The 16,519-nt window shown below is 65.6% G+C and carries 19 protein-coding genes; 9 read left to right on the top strand and 10 right to left on the bottom strand.

The window, feature by feature from the left end; genetic code table 11:
• Positions 1–37 precede the first annotated feature (37 nt).
• The 3 genes from ACLV8F_RS19140 to ACLV8F_RS19130 all read right to left on the bottom strand — a co-directional run bounded on the left by ACLV8F_RS19140 (position 38) and on the right by ACLV8F_RS19130 (position 1,926).
• Positions 38–673: a hypothetical protein gene (locus ACLV8F_RS19140; protein ID WP_411885789.1), complete on the bottom strand. Its 636-nt coding sequence runs from the start codon at positions 671–673 to the stop codon at positions 38–40.
• A 235-nt stretch (positions 674–908) separates the two neighbouring features.
• Complete coding sequence (locus tag ACLV8F_RS19135) at positions 909–1,487, bottom strand: DUF2242 domain-containing protein (RefSeq protein ID WP_411885788.1); 579 nt, start codon at positions 1,485–1,487, stop codon at positions 909–911.
• 58 nt (positions 1,488–1,545) lie between these two features.
• A complete protein-coding gene (locus ACLV8F_RS19130; RefSeq protein WP_411885787.1) occupies positions 1,546–1,926 on the bottom strand; it encodes an RcnB family protein in 381 nt (126 codons plus the stop codon).
• A 155-nt stretch (positions 1,927–2,081) separates the two neighbouring features.
• Here ACLV8F_RS19130 and trxC point away from each other — a divergent pair, with 155 nt between their 5' ends.
• Positions 2,082–2,519 carry a thioredoxin TrxC gene (trxC, locus tag ACLV8F_RS19125; RefSeq protein WP_411885786.1) on the top strand — a complete coding sequence of 146 codons (438 nt, stop codon included), beginning with the start codon at positions 2,082–2,084 and terminating at the stop codon, positions 2,517–2,519.
• Here the strand turns inward: trxC and ACLV8F_RS19120 are convergent.
• Positions 2,516–3,328, bottom strand: coding sequence for an MBL fold metallo-hydrolase (locus ACLV8F_RS19120; protein ID WP_411885785.1), 813 nt, complete (start codon positions 3,326–3,328; stop codon positions 2,516–2,518). The genes trxC and ACLV8F_RS19120 overlap by 4 nt on opposite strands.
• A gap of 139 nt (positions 3,329–3,467) precedes the next feature.
• Here ACLV8F_RS19120 and ACLV8F_RS19115 point away from each other — a divergent pair, with 139 nt between their 5' ends.
• The 3 genes from ACLV8F_RS19115 (at position 3,468) to ACLV8F_RS19105 (ending at position 5,276) form a co-directional block, all read left to right on the top strand.
• Positions 3,468–4,127, top strand: coding sequence for a GDSL-type esterase/lipase family protein (locus ACLV8F_RS19115; protein WP_411885784.1), 660 nt, complete (start codon positions 3,468–3,470; stop codon positions 4,125–4,127).
• Between the two features lie 92 nt (positions 4,128–4,219).
• The gene (locus tag ACLV8F_RS19110) at positions 4,220–4,885 is read left to right on the top strand and encodes a transcriptional regulator (protein ID WP_411885783.1); all 666 of its coding nucleotides are present in this window, start codon (positions 4,220–4,222) and stop codon (positions 4,883–4,885) included.
• A complete protein-coding gene (locus ACLV8F_RS19105; protein WP_411885782.1) occupies positions 4,860–5,276 on the top strand; it encodes a hypothetical protein in 417 nt (138 codons plus the stop codon). Before ACLV8F_RS19110 ends, ACLV8F_RS19105 begins: the two co-directional genes overlap by 26 nt.
• A 51-nt stretch (positions 5,277–5,327) precedes the next feature.
• On the opposite strand, the gene ACLV8F_RS19100 is transcribed toward ACLV8F_RS19105, so the two are convergent.
• Together ACLV8F_RS19100 and ylqF are read right to left on the bottom strand one after the other, a co-directional pair.
• Complete coding sequence (locus ACLV8F_RS19100) at positions 5,328–5,897, bottom strand: hemerythrin domain-containing protein (protein ID WP_411885781.1); 570 nt, start codon at positions 5,895–5,897, stop codon at positions 5,328–5,330.
• A gap of 450 nt (positions 5,898–6,347) precedes the next feature.
• The gene (gene ylqF / locus ACLV8F_RS19095; protein WP_411885780.1) at positions 6,348–7,325 is read right to left on the bottom strand and encodes a ribosome biogenesis GTPase YlqF; all 978 of its coding nucleotides are present in this window, start codon (positions 7,323–7,325) and stop codon (positions 6,348–6,350) included.
• 322 nt (positions 7,326–7,647) lie between these two features.
• Here ylqF and ACLV8F_RS19090 point away from each other — a divergent pair, with 322 nt between their 5' ends.
• Positions 7,648–8,313, top strand: coding sequence for a response regulator transcription factor (locus tag ACLV8F_RS19090; RefSeq protein WP_411885779.1), 666 nt, complete (start codon positions 7,648–7,650; stop codon positions 8,311–8,313).
• Entirely contained in the window at positions 8,310–9,728 is a 1,419-nt protein-coding gene (locus ACLV8F_RS19085; protein WP_411885778.1) for an ATP-binding protein, read from the top strand. The genes ACLV8F_RS19090 and ACLV8F_RS19085 overlap by 4 nt, the downstream gene beginning before the upstream one ends.
• Positions 9,729–9,874: 146 nt before the next feature.
• Here the strand turns inward: ACLV8F_RS19085 and ACLV8F_RS19080 are convergent, their stop codons facing one another.
• Positions 9,875–10,735: a MipA/OmpV family protein gene (locus ACLV8F_RS19080; RefSeq protein WP_411885777.1), complete on the bottom strand. Its 861-nt coding sequence runs from the start codon at positions 10,733–10,735 to the stop codon at positions 9,875–9,877.
• An 82-nt stretch (positions 10,736–10,817) separates the two neighbouring features.
• The gene (locus tag ACLV8F_RS19075; RefSeq protein WP_411885776.1) at positions 10,818–11,786 is read right to left on the bottom strand and encodes an alpha/beta hydrolase family esterase; all 969 of its coding nucleotides are present in this window, start codon (positions 11,784–11,786) and stop codon (positions 10,818–10,820) included.
• 275 nt (positions 11,787–12,061) lie between these two features.
• Between ACLV8F_RS19075 and ACLV8F_RS19070 the strand changes: the two genes are divergently transcribed.
• Positions 12,062–12,337, top strand: a complete 276-nt coding sequence (locus tag ACLV8F_RS19070) for a hypothetical protein (RefSeq protein WP_411885775.1) — start codon at positions 12,062–12,064, stop codon at positions 12,335–12,337.
• 15 nt (positions 12,338–12,352) lie between these two features.
• The gene (locus tag ACLV8F_RS19065) at positions 12,353–12,559 is read left to right on the top strand and encodes an oxidoreductase-like domain-containing protein (RefSeq protein WP_411885774.1); all 207 of its coding nucleotides are present in this window, start codon (positions 12,353–12,355) and stop codon (positions 12,557–12,559) included.
• Here the strand turns inward: ACLV8F_RS19065 and ACLV8F_RS19060 are convergent.
• Both ACLV8F_RS19060 and gshA read right to left on the bottom strand, forming a co-directional pair.
• A complete protein-coding gene (locus ACLV8F_RS19060) occupies positions 12,556–13,137 on the bottom strand; it encodes a chalcone isomerase family protein (protein ID WP_411885773.1) in 582 nt (193 codons plus the stop codon). The genes ACLV8F_RS19065 and ACLV8F_RS19060 overlap by 4 nt on opposite strands.
• 236 nt (positions 13,138–13,373) lie before the next feature.
• Positions 13,374–14,945 (bottom strand): glutamate--cysteine ligase, encoded by a 1,572-nt coding sequence (gene gshA / locus ACLV8F_RS19055; protein WP_411885772.1) that lies wholly within the window; start codon positions 14,943–14,945, stop codon positions 13,374–13,376.
• A gap of 365 nt (positions 14,946–15,310) precedes the next feature.
• Here gshA and ACLV8F_RS19050 point away from each other — a divergent pair, with 365 nt between their 5' ends.
• A complete protein-coding gene (locus tag ACLV8F_RS19050; RefSeq protein WP_411885771.1) occupies positions 15,311–16,129 on the top strand; it encodes a hypothetical protein in 819 nt (272 codons plus the stop codon).
• Positions 16,130–16,519 lie beyond the last annotated feature (390 nt).

Raw genomic sequence — 16,519 nt, 5'->3', positions numbered from 1 at the left:
GCCCAAGGCCTTGACGGGCCCTGGCGAACCTGGATGCTTAACCGCGCGGGTTGATGAGGCGTTCGACCTCATCGCGCAAGGCGGTCAGCTGCGCGCGCAGGTTGCTGCGCTCCTGCGGCGTCACCACGCCGTCGGACCGGTAGGCGGCCTCCTGGCGTTCGATGGCCTGCTCACGGGCCTGCAAGCGGCCGGCTTCCTGCGGGCTCAGGCGGTGGCTGCGCACGCCTTCGTCAATGCGCCGGCTGATGTTGAACTGCTGGCTGTCGATGGCGCCCAGCCTGTCGGGCTGTGCGACGGCGACGGTGCGGTTGTTGGCGATGGCGCGTTCAACTTCGGCGCTCAGCTGGGCCATGTCGTTGCGCAGTTGCTGGCGCTCCTGCGGCGTGACGCGGCCGTCGGATTTGTAGGCGGCTTCACGGTTCTGGATGTCGCTGTCGCGGCGGTAGAGCAAACGGGCTTCCGAGGGCGTGATGCGGCCGGACTGCAGGCCCTGGCGAATGCGGTCGCTGACGGCCTGCTGGGCGTTGTCGATGCCCGGCGTCTGGACCGTGGCGGGTGCGTACACCACATGCGGCGGATACGCGGGGCCGGGCTGCGCCATGGCCGGTGCGGCGGCCAGGCCAGCGGCCACTGCGGTGGCCAGGAGGGATGCGGTCAAGAGTTTCGATTTCATGGGGGCTCCTTTGCTCGATGAATGAACCTGCAAGCCCGTAAGCCTGCTTTCCGAAGCGCCGGGCCGGGATGGCCTTGTTGCTCCAGTGCTTTCATCGTGGCGCCGCAAAGTCAACGCTGTGTAAGGCACAGGTAGGGCGGGTGTAATGCAGGCCGCGTTTTACGCCCGGTTTACCGCGTGGCATCACGGGGTATCAGGATGTACAGGCGGCCTGACAGCACGCACAGGAAACGGCTTACCTGGCGCCCGGCGGCAAGTCGTCGACGGTGGCGAGGTAGCGGCTCACCAGGTCGAAGAAGCCTTCGTAAAACTCGTCCGACGAAATCGTGACGCTGCCGACTTTCACCATGGAGTCATTGCCCGAGGTGAAGGGCAAGGACACCGAGCCTATGGCGCCCACGCCCAGGCTGGCGGAGTTGTTGCTCTTTTTGAGCTGGTAGCTGTCTTGCAGCGCGGTGACAAACCCGAGGCTGATCTTGCCGTCGGGGCTTTCGGGCGCGCACACCACACGTATCACCATCTGCAGGTGCGACTCGGCCTCGGGCTGGAAACTCTTCTGGCCTTCGACGAGGTCGGTGCTGGCGGTGTTGATGATGTAGCCCTGGCTCAGCAGCGCGCGGCGCGAGGCCTCGCAGGTCTGTGCGGGCGTGGCGTCGAACAGGCGCGAATAGGTGGCGGTGGAGCCGAATTTTTCCTGCAGCGGAAACGACTTCACGCCGCTGGCGCAGGCCGTGAGCACAAAGGCCAGGCCCACGGCGCCCGCAAGGAGGGCCGTTCGCGGAACGGCCCGGTGGTGCTTCTGTGGCGGTTTCAAATTCAGTACGCTCCTTGCAACTTGAAACAGGGGCCGGTGTGGCCCCTCTCATCCTAGTTTACTGGCCCAGGTTGATCTGGAAAATGACGCCGGTATTGTTCTGCACCAACACATAGTCTGCGCCGGTTTGCACCCAGTGGTAACCGGCCGGCGGCGCGCTCAGGCGATGGCCGCGCCAGTCTTCCACCCAATAGCCTTTGGTGCGGTACTGGGCGGGCAAATGGCCGCCCTTGTAGAAGTTGTGGTCGGGGCCCGCGCCGCGCCCACCGGCCTGCGCATGCGGTGGCGGGCCATGGCGGTGGTGCTTGTCGGCTTTTTTGTAGCCGTGCTTGTTCCCGTGGCCGTTATCGTGTTTGTCATTGTCCTTGGCCATCGCCAGCCCGCTGAAGGCGAGTGATGCGGCAGCCAGGACGGCCATCAAGGTCTTGTTGTGGTTCATGGAAATCTTTCGTGGTGGGAAACCTGATTGTTCCCCCGCGAGGAGCCGGCACGCGTAGGCTAAGGGCGCGTTTGTAAGCCTTTACCCTGCGTTTGCAGTGAGTTTGCCGCGACGCCGCGCTTGAAATACCCCGCCCCGGCCCCCAGTTGCGGCGGATGTCCGACCCACTCCACATCGTCTGCCCCCACTGCCACACCACCAACCGCGTGCGCGCCGACCAGCTGGCCAGCGAACCGACCTGCGGCAGCTGCAAAAAAGCGCTGTTCGTCGCCCACTCCACCGCGCTTGACGAAGCGGCGTTTGACAAACACATCAGCCGCAACCAGATCCCGGTGCTGGTCGATTTCTGGGCACCGTGGTGCGGCCCCTGCCGGCAGATGGCACCGGCCTATGAACAGGCCGCCGCGCAGCTCGAGCCGCAAGTGCGCGTGGCCAAGGTCGACACCGAGGCCGTGCCCAATCTCGGCGCGCGCTTCAACATCCGCAGCATCCCGACACTGGCGCTGTTCAAAAACGGCCGCGAGGTGGCGCGCCAGGCAGGCGCGATGGGCACGGCGGATATCTTGCGCTGGGTGCGCGCGAATTCGGCTTAAACGCCCACGGGCGCGGCCCTCTGCGGCAGCGGGATGGCCGCGGTGGGCAGCTGGTAATGCCTGTCGTCGAACAGGTCTATGCCGCACATCAGCGATTCGGCCCAGTCGAAAAACTGGCTTATGGCCTCCCCTTCGAGCGGCGCGCCGTGCTGCGGCACCAGCATGCGGATGTCGAGCTGGCGCGCCATGCGGACCCACAGGCGCATGACCTTGTTGGATACCATATAGCGGCGGTGAAAACCTTCCATCAGGCGCAGGTGGCCTGAGTTCAGGTCTGTCACCGGCACCTGCGCACCCTGGCCCGAGGTGATGGAGACGCCCAGGTCGCCGGTGAAAAGAATGCGGCTGACCGGGTCGTAAAAATGGAAGTTGCCTTCGGAGTGCAGGAAGTGGGCGGGCAGCAGCCACAGCTCGTTGCGGCCCAGCGGCAGGCGCCCGCCGGCATCGGCCACGCCGATCACGCGCCTGTCTGTCTTGCCCACCTTGGTGAAGTGCGGCACGAAACGCTCCCACACGCGCGAGATCACAAGCTGCGCCGGGGTGGAGGTGAGCCAGCGGTCCAGCGAGGCGATGATGTCGGGGTCGGCATGCGAGGCGATGATGTAGGACAGCTTTTGCGGGCTGAAGTGGCGCGACATGCCCAGGAAGAGTTCATTGAAGGCCAGGTTGCCGCCCGGGTCGATCACGGCGCCGGTGCCGTTGTCCACGATGAGGAACTGGTTGGCCTGCACGGCCTGGTTGTCCTCCTCGACGAGGTCGGTAAACATCAGGCAGGCATGCTGCCCGTCGCGGTAGAGTTCGATTGGCATGAAAGGGGCGGCACGCGCCGGGGTGGGGAAACCCCGGACTTTAGAAGGCCTGCCCGCCGGCACGCTTGATGCAGGTCAAGCGCTGGCAAAATCCGCCCATCCCCTCCCCCATCAACACCGCCTCACCGGAGCCCGCCCCATGCCCGCATCTTCCGATCACAGCTTTCAACGCCGGCTGCTGCTGGCCGGCATGGCCTCGGCGCTTGTGCTGGCCGCCGGCTGCTCAAAGAAGGCCAAGCCGCAAGGCAAGACCTTGCCCAAGGAGGCCGTGCTGCTGTGCCTGGGCGATTCGCTGACCTATGGCTATGGCGCCACGGCCGGCGCGGGCTACCCGCAGCAGCTGGAGCAGCTGACGGGCTACGTCACCAAAAATGCCGGCATCAACGGCGATACGGCCGAAGGCGCGCTGGCCCGGCTGCCCGGCCTGCTGCAGGAGAACACGCCGGGCCTGGTGTTGATCTCGATAGGCGGCAACGATTTTTTGCGCAACATGCCGCTGGACCGCACACGCGCGGCGCTCAAAAGCCTGGTGCAGACGGCGGCCGCGAGCGCGCAGGTGGTGCTGGTCGCACAGCCCAAGCCGGTATTCTTGTCGGCGGCTGCCGGCTCGCTGAACGACCATGAGGTGTATGCCGAGGTCGCGAAGGAAACCGGCACACCGCTGTTCAGCGACGGCTGGTCTTATGTGCTGTCGCGCAGCGAGCTGCGGTCGGACCAGATCCATGCGAATGCCGAAGGCTACAAGGTGTTCGCTGAACGCCTTGCCGCCTGGCTTCGGGATATGAAGTTTTTGGCCTGAATGTGCCGTGCGACAGGATTGTCGGGCCTGCTTTACGTCACGCACGACGCCTGCATCGCGGCCGGGCAAGACAGCGGCCACATGATCGAAACTTGTTTAAAAACCCCAATAAGGGTACGATCAACCCCAATATGGGTTTTACTTCTTCGACGACCATGGCCGCCACAAGTCCGGCAAACGCCCTCTTCCCGCTGGGGCGGCAACGCGTGCTGGCGGTGCTTTTCGGCAACCCCGGCCGCAGCTTCTATTCCAATGAAGTGATTGCGCTCGCGCAGTCAGGCACCGGTGCCGTGCAACGCGAGCTTGCGGCGCTTTCCGCCGCGGGGTTGCTGACGGTCAGCAAACAAGGCAACCAGAAGCACTACCAGGCGAACACGCAGTCACCGGTGTTTGAGGAACTGCGCAGCCTGGTGCTTAAAACCATGGGCCTCGCTGACGTGCTGCGCGCGGCGCTGGCTCCGCTGGCCTCGCAAATTGAATTCGCGTTCGTCTATGGCTCGGTGGCCAGACAGCAAGACACAGCCCAGAGCGACGTCGACGTGATGATCGTGAGTTCGAGCCTGGGCTATGCCGATGTCTACAGCGCCCTTGAAAATGCCGCCGCCACGCTGGGGCGCAAGGTCAACCCGACGCTCTATACCCGCGCTGAGATCGCCAGGAGAATCAAACAGGACAACGCGTTTGTCACACGCGTATTGCAAGGCCAAAAAATATGGCTGATGGGAGCGGAGGATGACCTCAGTGCCAACTCCGCTTGAGAACCTGAGCGGCCCAGGCAAGGCGCTGCAAAAAGAGGCGCCCGATGCGAATGAACTCGCCGGATTGCTGCGCAGCGGCATTGCGAGGCTGAAAGATGCTCGCAATGAAACGCTGGCGCTGGAGAGTCGCTTTGACCTGGCCTACAACGCCGCGCATGCCTTATGCCTGGCAGCGCTGCGCCGCACAGGGTTCAGGGCGGGCAATCGCTACATCGTGTTCCAGGTATTGCCCCACACGCTGGGCCTGGGTCCGCAGGTATGGCGCATCCTGGACAAATGCCACAACACACGCAACCTCGGCGAATACGAAGGGTTGCTTGAGGTGGATGAGCGTCTGGTGGCCGACCTCATTGCGGCCACCCAGGCTGTGGCAGACGCGATGCGCGCGTGATGAAGCAGAGCCCCTTAGAAGGCTTTTAGCTACGGGACGGTAAGGCCGCCTTCACGCGTCGCCCAGCCCGATGGGCGCGGGCGCCTGCATGACGATGCGCGTGAACAGCCGGTCATACACCGGGTCGGCGGCGTGTTTGCCGGTGAGGGGGTCGCGGTTTTGCTGGAAGGCCGCATCCAGCGCCTGCCAGTCGGCATCGGTCAACACCCTTTCGGCTTCGGGCAGGATGACGGTTTCTTCCAGCCGCATGTGCTCCAGGTAGAACTGGACATAGCGCTGGCACTGCGCCTCGAACTCGGGCTTGCGCTGCTCGCCCAGGAGTTCCCAGGCCAGCAGCAGGTGCTGCAGTTCGCGCACGGCTTTCTCGCCGCTCATGTGGTCGCGCTCGAGCTGCTCCACCGTGGCCATGACGGACGGCGCGGAGCGCACCACGCGCGGAAACAGCAGGTCCGACTCCTTGGGGTGGTGCAGGCGCTCGGGGAATTCGTCGATGTAAAACAGCATGGCCCGCAGGACGTCGAAGAACTGCTGCGCGCGGTCGCCCGGGCCGCGGGCCACCATCATCTGCATGGAGCGCAGCATCGCGGAAAGGGAGGCGTGTTCATCAAGGATGATTTGCACGCTGGCATGTTTGTGAATGGCGGTCTCCGGTGGGTGAGCTACCGCCCAGAATGCCAGCCAGCACCGCTGACGGCCTTGACGAAGATCAAGCTTCCCGTTGATTCAAAAATCGCCTCGCCAGCATTCGGGTTCCTGTCTTCGGCTGTTGGCTGTTCGGTATTTCTTATCCCCGCTCCCACCCCTTGTGGATGCGCCGAGGAGCGCAGGGCCAGACGGATCAGGGCAAAAACTTGTTTGAGCCGCAGGCGAGTTGTTTTTGACCCCGTCTGGACCGAGCACCGCAGGTTGCCCGCAGCGAAGCGGAGGGACGCAGCAACCAGGGTCGCCTTTTCTTTGCCTACGTTCTTTTGGCGAAGCAAAAGAAAGTAGGTCGCCTGCCGGGGCCAGACCCGGCCAGCAGGTCTCAGCAGAGGGCAGGCGCGCAAGCCGGAGCAAGACCCGGCCCCCTCCTTACCCCTCTTCAGGCTCCGAAAATTCCGAACCCCTGGCCGGCCGCGGAATCTTCTTGAACTTGATCAACCGGTTGGTCTCGATCTTGTCTTTCTTGACCTGGCGCTCGGCGTCCAGCAGTTGCCCCGCGGCCAGCCAGCCGGCGAACTCTTCGGGGGTTTCCAGCGTGATGCGGCCCAGCGTGGCGCCGCGAAATTCGTAGATCACGATCTCGGCGGCCTTTTGCAGGTTGACGCGGCCTTTGGTGAGCACGGCGCCGCGCTTGCGGCCAATTTCTTCGAGGAGCTGCTCGTCGGTGATGCCGGGCGTGACGTCGACCTTGTAGCGCGCCTCCAGCATGGCCGGGTAGTGCTGGATCAGGTAATTGAGCAGTTCCAGCGCGACTTCTTCCTCGTCGAAGGCATTGCGGCCTATCGCGCCGCTCGCGGCGAGGTTGTAGCCGCTTTTGGCGACGATGATGCGCGGCCACAGCATGCCGGGCGTGTCCCACAAATAAAAGCCGTCGGCCAGGACCAGGCGCTGCTCGACCTTGGTGATGCCGGCCTCGTCGCCGGTCTTGGTGGCGCGCTTGCCGGTCAGGGTGTTGATGAGCGTGGACTTGCCGACGTTGGGAATGCCGCAGATCAGCACGCGCATGGGCTTGACCATGGTGCCGCGCGTGGGCGCCAGCGCGTGGCAGGCGTCGATGAGGCGGCGCGCGGGCATGGCCTCGCTGGCGTCCAGCTCGATGGCGCGGGTGTTGGGCAGGCTGTTGTAGTGGTCCAGCCAGAGCGGCGTGCGCGTGGCGTCGGCCAGGTCGCGCTTGTTGAGCACCTTGAGCGCGGGCTTGCCGCTGGTGAGTTCGGCCAGCATGGGGTTGGCGCTGGAGCCGGGCAGGCGCGCGTCCAGCAGCTCTATGACGACATCAATTTCCTTGATGCGCTCGCTGATGGCTTTTTTGGTCAGGTGCATGTGACCGGGAAACCACTGGATGGCCATCTGGATATTTTCTTTCTTGGGGTTCGGGGGTGGGCGGCATGAGCGCCGCGGCAATGGCCCTATTGTCGCCGCTGCCGCCCCCGTGCCGCCATGCCGCAAAATACCTCCTGCCCGTTTAAGACTTCGGCTGGCAAAATCAGTGGGGGCCACGGAACCGGCTTTGCCGGGCCGCAGGCGCCGCCCCCTGAAGGGGGGAACAGGCTACACGCAGTGAGCCTGGACGGGGGTGTATCTTGCTTGTTAATAAGTGATTAATCAGTTCCCGGCACGATCAGTGCATAGGCGCCCGCCGTTTCCCCCGCGACCCGACAGAGGATTTCCCGTGCATTTGCTGCTGGTAGAAGACGACGCGATGCTGGCCGAGGCGGTGTGCGATGCCGCGCGCCAGGTCGCCTGGACGGTGGACCACGTCGGCGATGCGGCGGCCGCCAAGCTGGCGCTGGTCGACCATGTGTACGAAGCGGTGCTGCTGGACCTGGGCCTGCCGGGCGATTCGGGCCTGGCGGTGCTGCGGACTTTGCGCAGCCGCTACGACGTGACGCCGGTGCTGATCCTGACCGCGCGCGGCCAGCTCAGCGAACGCATCCTGGGACTGGACGCGGGCGCCGACGACTACCTCGTCAAACCCTTCCAGCTCGATGAACTCTGGGCGCGGGTGCGCGCCGTGATACGCCGCAGCCAGGGCAAGGTGGTGCCGGTGCACACCTACGGCGACATCAGCCTGGACCGCAGCAAACGCGCGGTGACTCGCGCCGGCGCGCGCGTGGCCCTGAGCGCGCACGAGTACCGCACGCTGCTGGCCCTGCTGGAGCGGCCCGGCCACGTGGTGACGCGCGACCACCTGGAAGACGTGGTCTACGGCAGCACATCGGCGATTGAAAGCAACACGATCGCCGTCTTCATCCACCAGCTGCGCCGCAAGCTGGGCGAGCACCTGATCACCACCGTGCACGGCCAGGGCTACATGATCGGCGAGGCCAAGCCGTGAAGTGCCGCTTCGTGAGGTCGCTCAAGGGCCGCGTGCTGGCGGTGCTGGGCGCGACCATCCTGCTGTGCTGGGCCGGCGCGCTCACGGTGCTGGTGGTGTACACCCTGCGCGGGCAGAGCAGCCATTGGGACAGCAAGCTGCAGGCCATAGGCACCAAGATTTTGATGTCGATACCGAGCGGCAGGCACCTGAAACCCTCTTTCGGCCACAGCCTGCAACTGCGCGACGATTCGATTCCGCGCGACGTCAACCTGACCTTCCAGGTGTGGACGGAGCGCAAGAACCTGATCGTGCGGGCGCCCGATTCGCCGCCCACACCGCTGCTGCCGGCTTTCAACGACGGTTTTACCAGTGCCACCATAGGCGGCGAGCGCTGGCGTGTCTTCGCTGTGTCCGACAGCACCGGCGAGGTCAGCGTTCAGGTGGCCATGCGCCACAGCGTGATCGACGAGGAAATACGGCACAAGACTTTTGGCGCACTGGGCTTTGTGACGGCCTTGCTGGGTGTTGCCGGCCTGCTGATGTGGTTTGCGATGGGCAAGTCGCTGCAGCCCCTGACGGCCATCCAGGCCGCGGTGCGCAGGCGGCGCAAGTTCGACCTCACGCCGCTGCCGGTGGCGCAGTTGCCCAGCGAGATCCGGCCGCTGGTCGAGTCCTTCAACCACCTGCTGGACCAGCTCGACCAGGCCATGCAGGGCGAAAGGCGCTTCATCGGCGACGCGGCGCACGAGCTGCGCACGCCGCTGTCGGCGCTGCAGGCGCAGGCCCAGGTGGCCTTGCGCGCCACAACGCTGGAGGGCAAGGACGCCGCACTCGTCAAGCTGCTGGCGGTAGCCGAACGCAGCACGCGGCTGTCGGACCAGTTGCTGGACCTGGCTCGCATGGATGCAGGCGTGCACGCGCCGCAAAAAAGCGCGACCGATCTCAGCGAACTCATCATGCACGTGAGCCAGGAGTTCGACATGCAGGCGCAGCAGCAGCGCCGCAGCATCATCCTGGCGCTCACGCCCTGCCCGATTGAATGCGACGTCGACGAGATCGGTATCCTCTTGCGCAACCTGCTGGACAACGCGCTGCGCTACACGCCCGAGGGCGGGCGCGTGAAGATCAGCTGCGGCTACCGGGAAGAAGCAGGCCAGCGCAAGGTCTGCCTGGAAGTGGCCGACGACGGCCCGGGCGTGCCCGAGGCCGAGCAGCAGGCCATCTTCCGCCGCTTTCACCGCATCGCGGGCAACGGCGGGCGCGGCAGCGGCATAGGCCTGTCGCTGGTGGCCGGCATCGCACAACTGCACGAGGCCGCCATCCAGACCGGAACCGGGCTGGACGGCAGGGGCTTCAGCGTGCGTATCCTGTTTCCGCTGCCGGCGGGGCCCGGCTCAGCTGTGCAGGGCCTGGCGCCTGCGCAACCAGCTTAAAGAACGTATCCAGCTGCGCCAGAGGGTTTTCTTCACAAGATAGATCGTGTCAGCCAGCATGGTTCATGACTCCTTGGTGTTGCGGACCGCCGGGACTGAAATGCAGGGCCGCGGCCCGATAAGGCCCTGCAAATTTGGAGCTGCTCTCAGAAGCGGTACAGATAACCCACTCGTACACCGGTCTGGCTGGAACGGTCGACCAGCGGGCTGTCCTTGATGCTGGAGCCCAGGCTGGTGGTGCTCACATCGAGGAAAAGGCTTTGGCGCGGCGCCAGCGCATAGCCCACACGCACGCCGGCTTCCAGGTTGACGGCCGAGCCGCCCTGGTAGAAGGGCCTGCCGGCGCGCACTTCGGAGGCGTTCACGCCGTAGTAGTAGGAGACGTATTTGTCGTCCAGCCGCGTGGCGGCCAGGCGCGGTGTGATGTCGAAGCTGCCGGCCTGGAAGCGGCGGTCCAGCGTCAGCCTGAACTTCGAACCCTTGCTGTTGCCCGAGGCGTCGCCCAGCAGTTCGGCCGACAGGTTGGCGATGTCGTTGCGCCAGACCACCGCGCCGCCCAGCCAGAGGCCGTCCTTGCGCTCGTCCATGCCGGTCAGGAAGTCCGAGTCGGAAGCCTCATAGCCTTCCAGCGAATAGCGGGCGCGCAGACGGAAAGACACCGGGCCGGCCGAGGGCAGCTTCAGGTCGGCGGAAAGGCCGGCGATGCTGAACCACTGGTTTTCATAGCTGAGCAGCGGGATGCCCGTCGTCTTGTTCTTGATGCCGCGGTAAGGCTGGTGCTCGACACCGACGGCCACGCCCAGGCCCCAGGGGGTGGCGGTTTCACCTTGCGCGGGCTGCTGCTGCGCGGCCGCCGGCTGCGCGAATGCCGCCAGCAGGAACAGCGAGAACAGCGGCATCGAGGCTTTGGCCGAGGTGGTGCCTGGGCGGCCGGCAGCCTTGGGGGTGGCGGACTTGGGGATGCGCGAGGCCGGCTTGGCGGCGGGTTGCGAGGGGCGGGTGGTCATCTTCAGGTTCTCCAGGTTAAAAAAAGAAAATCAGTCAAAGAAACAGGTGAAAGGTATGGCATTGATCGACGGCGCGGTGCGGTCAAAGCCCGAAAAATTCGCAGGCCGCCTTCGGGGCGTCCAGCGCGGTGGTTTTGCGCCCCAGCAGCCGCGCGCTGCGGCCGTGGGGCTGGGGGATGACGTGGCCGCCGCGGCGCACCGAATACAGGACCACGCGAGCCTGGCGGCCCGCGGTCCAGGTCTGCTTGACCACACGGGTGCGGTCGGCGGGGTCCCCTGGCGGGAGTTCCACGGTCTGCGCCAGGTGGGCGCCGTTGAGCCGGGCGAAGTAGTCGGCCGAAGCGCGCGAGGACTGCACTTCGCCGCGGTCGCCGAAACCGAACAGCGTGACGCGACCGCCGTCATAGGGGTTGATCGGGTCGTCGGTGCCGTTCACGATCATGGCGGGCACGGCCTGGCCCAGGGGCTCGGTGATGGAGTTGCCCAGCGTGGGGATGTTGGCGGCGACCACGGCGATGGCCGCAATGCGCCCGGGCATCTCCTGCGCCAGCCGGAACGCCATGTGGCCGCCGCCGGAATAGCCGAAGACAAAGACGCGCGAGGTATCGATGCCGCGCTCGGCCGCCACGCCGGCTATGAGGGCGGCGATGAAGGCCTTGTCGTCAATGCCTTGCGCGCGGGCCGGGTGCGAAGCCGTCTTGCGCCCGTCGTTCCAGTGTTTGCCGAAGGCATTGGCGTAGACCAGCGTGAAGCGCCGCTGGCCCGCCAGGCGCTCGAAAGCGTAGCCCGTGCTCTTTTGCAGGGCCGCGGCCGTCTGCCCCGAGCCGTGCAGCACGATCACCAGCGGTGAATGCGGTTGCAGGTATTGCGGCGCATGGACCAGGTAAGAGCGTTCATGCCCATCGACCTGCAAGCTTCGCGTGCCGGTGTCGAACACCGCGTCGAGGGGCGCACCCGCAGGCGCATACAGCCAGAAAAAAGCCAGGCTGCCGGCCAGCAGGAAAAGCAGCGCCACCGACAGGACGGCCAGCGTCTGGAACCCCGGCGCCATCAGCACACGGGCACCGGCGGCAAGCCCGGCACAAGAACCTGTTCACGATCCAGCATCAACGCCCTCCAGCGGATTACCGACGGCGAAGACGTTTCGCCGTTGACTGCAGCGAATGGTGACGATGTGAATTTAAGGACTTGTTAGCGGTATTAAGGAATCGTTAAACCCGCTCCCGGCGCGATGGAGGACAATCGGGGTATCGCGGCGCCAGCCCAGCCGGAACGCCAACAGGGCCCGCTCACCAGCCGCCCGCAACCCCTACACATCGAGTCCCCATGCCCCTTCCCGCCGCCCCCGACCAAAAACCCGTGATTCCCGCCCGCCGCCTGGCCGCCTCGGCCCTCAAGGCCAACAACGAACTGATGATCAAAGGCATCCTCTGCGTGCTGATCGGCTTGGGCGTGCTGGTCTCGCCCTACTTCATCAATTCGCCGGGCATGCAGGGCATCGTCGCCAAATCGGCGCTGGTGGGCTGGTTCGCGCTGGTGCTGGGCGCAGCCTTCATCGGCCTGTACGCGCGCCGGCGCATGGCGGCCGCCGTCAAGGCCTGACATCTATCCGGGCGCATGCCGGACAACACCGACCGCGACGCCGCACTGGCGATGTTTGCCGCACTGCAGCGGCGCGCGGCAGCCGCCGCCATCACACTGCGGCACCCGCCTTCCGAGCCCGACACTTGTTGCGGCCGCGGCTGCAACGGCTGCGTGTGGGAGGGCTGGTATGAGGCGGTGGACTACTGGCGCGAAGAGGCCTTGCTGAAGCTGGGCGACTAAACAGCCTGCCCGAGCAAGGCATTCTTCAAGGCCCCATCGGCGGGCTGTTTGCCCAGCCACATCCGCAGCATCGCGTTGAACAATTCGGGCTGGCTGAAGCGTTCACCCTGCGGCCGGCCGTTGACGCTGATGGCCGTGCCCAGGCCGGGCTGCCAGTCGATCTGGAAGCTGTCGCCGGCCGCCAGCTTTTTTTGTTCGCCGAACATCTCGCCCAGGCGGAACAGCACGGGCGCCAGTTGCACAAGCTCCTCATCGCTCGCATTGGCCACCATGGCGCCGGCCAGCAGCTCGCCCATTTCGGAGGCACTGGCCTCGCGCAGCATGACGACCTTCAGTTGCCTGGCGCCGGTGTCGCCCAGCACCGCTTCGGATGTGCCCTGCTTGTGTTCGAGATAAAGGCCCGCGGTGTAGAGACCGTTCGCGCCCTGCATGCGCAGGCCCGTGCCGTTGAGTTGCAGCATGCCCGAGGTGGTTTGCAGTGTGGGCTGCCAGGCGCCAACCAGGTCTACCGCATGGGCGGGCCCGAAAGCGAACAAGGCGCATGACAGGACCAGCGTGGTGAGAGTGAAATTTTTCATACGGGCCTTTGACGTGCAGAGCAGGAGCGCTCTGAACAAAGGCTAACCGCAGGGGCGCACCTGAATTAGGGTGTGCACTCTGTCATCACGGTTTCATCCGGCGTTCTGCTTTTCAGTGCGTAAGACCGGCGTCAGACCTTGCACCAATGAGGCCCGGCGAAGGCCCGCGATGCCGGTGAAAGCGGGGCCCGCGCACCAGCGGTGCGCGGTTTGGCGCCGCGGCGCACCGAAAAGAATCAGATGACGACGGCTTCGCGGCCCGGCATGCCCAGGCGCTCGGCCGAGACGTACTGTTGCCGGTAGACCTCAAACGGCATGGTGTCCGTGGCCTCGATCTTTTTTTGCTCCTGGATGGAGGTTTCCGTCTGCGCGGCAAAGTGCGCGAGTTCTTCGGCAGTCAAAGGCTGGGCCTGCAAAGCCGCCTGGGTTTTCAGGGACTGCGCGCGGGCAAATTTGACGAAGGAATTGCCGTGCTCGCCGGCCATGGCGGCCAGCACACGGGCAGAAGGCAAGGTTGACGGATCGAGCAAGGCGGCGCTGGCGGCCGTCAGCGTATCGGCGTACTGCGTGCCGCCGTGGGCTGCGTCCAGTGCGGCGGCGATGGGCGCGCACTGGGCCAGCACCTCGGCGCCCCAGCCGGTCAACGTGACTTCGTGCCCGCCGCGCTTGAGCTTCAGGCCCGGTTCGCGGCCGCGCGCGGCGGTCTGGTGCTGGTTGTGCTTGAGCTCGGCGATTTCCTGCGGCGTGTCGTTCGGGCTGTCGCTGAGCAGGCAGTGCAGCAAAAACACGTCGAGGAAACGCATGGTCTGCGCGTTGATGCCGACCGGCTCGAAAGGGTCCAGGTCCATCAGGCGCACTTCGATGTATTCGACGCCGCGCTCGCGCAGCGCATGCAGCGGGCGCTCGCCGGGGTAGATCACGCGCTTGGGGCGTATGGTGCCGTAGAACTCGTTTTCAATCTGCAGCAGCGTGGTGGCCAGCTGGTTGTAGTCGCCGCCCGGGTTGCGGATGCCGACCGCCTCGTAGGCCGGGTAAGGCCGGGTCAGCGCGTCCTGCAGCGAGGCGCCGTAACCGTCCAGGCTGTTGTAGCTGACGGCCAGCGAAGCCTGCGCATCGCTCTGGTAACCCAGCCGCCCCATGCGCAGCGAGGTGCCGTGGGGCATGTACATGGTGCTGTCGCTCAGCGTCTGCAGCTCATGCTGGCGGCCGGCGACAAAGGTTGAACACACGGCGGGCGAGGCGCCGAACAGGTAGAGCAGCAAAAACGCCTGGCGGCGGAAGTTGCGGATCAGCGCGAAATACTGCTCGCTGGTGACCTCGGGCAGCGACCAGTTGTAGTGGATGCCGGAAATCGTCTGCATGCGCCGCCCGTAGCGGTGCGACAGGCCCATGCGGTAGACGCTTTTGGCGCGCCCGACGTTGGACGAGCCGAAACGCGCGATCGGGATGGTTTCGTCGGTCGGCAGGCCGCAGGGCATGCTGGACACCCAGAGCATCTCGTCGCCCAGCGCCTTCATGGTGCTGTAGGTGAACTGGTGCAGCTGCGTGAGTTCCTGCAGCGCGGCCTCGGGGCTTTTGTGCGCGCCCGTGACCAGTTCCACCTGCGACTCGCTGAAGTCGGTGGTGATGGTCGGGTGCGTCAGGGCCGAACCCATGGCGGCCGGATGCGGCGTGAGGGCCAGGCCGCCGCCGGGCTGGGCGCGCAGGCTTTCTTTCTCGATGCCGCGGCGCATGCCCTGGAGCCGGGCCGGGGTAAGCGCTGTCAGGCGGCCCTGTAGGGCGCCCGCGGGCGCCTGCAACTTGGTCATATCGTCATTCCCCCAGGTTCTTGATTGGCGTGGAAGTTATCACAGCCCGTCGCTTCACGCTGGCGCCGGCGGGCTTGCCAGCACAGTCCGGGTGGGGTCTGGCGCACCCGCCGGCACGGCGGCCGGATTTGGGCCATACGTTCTTCCGGCTACCCGGGATTGAGGACAAATACACACTTTAGCGATTTCGGTGTGGAAAGCGAACGACGTCCGCCGGCCAACAGGTGAAACTTCCTTGACTTGTCAGACAAGCTGAACGACTATAAAAAAACATTCAGTAACACCTCAGTTCACCCTCGCCAACCCCCTGAAACCGTAAGCCAGACCGGGGCTTGAGCCGGAGGTGGCGACAAGCCCGCACCAAAATGAAAAAATTGATAAGCAGCCTGTTTGGCCGGTCGCATGCCGCGGCGCCCAGGCGCGCGCCCGCTTCCTCCCGGGACAACCCGCTCACCATTGAAGACGGCTCGGACAACGCCACGCGCCGCCAGCTGGTGCAGGTGCTGCTGCGCGATGCGCTGCGCAAATACGGCATCCCGCCGCGCTGGATCGACTGCCAGATGCTGCTGGTGGACAGCCGCAGCAAGGGCCCGGGCATGTATGTGCGGCTGGTCGTGCGGCAATGGGACGACCGCCTGATGAACTACGCCTTCGCATTCCAGAATGCGCTGATGGTGGAAATCACCCGTTTTGAGCCCCAGGCCACCCAGTGGCTGCACGGCATCTCCTGGCAGCTGGACGTGGCCGAGACCTGCCCGCACCGCGACATGCCCGATAAATCTTTCTGGGCCGAGCCCGCCAAGCCCGCTGCCGCCGCAGGCCGGCCGGCGCCGCCGGTCCGCGCCAGCCGGCCCGCCGCCCCTTCAGCGGCGCCATCCGCCGCGCAGCCTCCGGCCCCGCCCCTGGCGCCGGCCGCGAACGCCCCCATGAGCGCAGCCACCGCCGGCGCCCTTGCCGCCCCCATACTTGCCTCGCTGGACAAGCTCCAGCAGCCACAGCCCGAGCAGAACACACCCGCCGCGGCGGACGCACCCGCACCCCGCCGCGCCTCCACCGGCCCGGACAGCGAGGCGATGAAAGACCTGGAGCGCCTCTTTCGCATCCGCGACCAGGAACTCGGCGCGCAGACCGACAGCAGCCCGGTGCCGGTCGGCTACGAGCCCACCCGGCCGTCGCCGCTCTAGGCACCGGCCTTCGGGGCCTGCTGAAAATCGCCCTGGCCGCGGCTGAAAACGCCCGGCACGCCGCACTGGCAAGCGCGCAAGACCGAACACACGCCACTGCCGCAGCCCCGCCAACGCCACCTGTCTCGCGAAAAGGCTACCTCTCGCATGCCACTCCCGTACCCATCGGCATGACACCGGGCGCGGCGCGCGCGTATGGCCGGGCTTGAAAAGCGCCCGCGCAAATTCATCGCCGCTACGCACCCAAACCCGGCGTCACCTCCAAGGCATTGTTCGCAACCACTGTGCCGCGCGTGCAAAAAGCTGTGCTCATAAACACAGAGCATCGTTCTCAACCCCTCATTTCACTATTTTCAGCAATCAAAGTTCGGCTGCGGACAATTGACTCCC

This window comes from Polaromonas sp. YR568 (genome assembly GCF_943369675.1).
Classification (GTDB): domain Bacteria; phylum Pseudomonadota; class Gammaproteobacteria; order Burkholderiales; family Burkholderiaceae_C; genus Polaromonas.
This window is presented reverse-complemented; position numbering and strand designations above follow the sequence as displayed.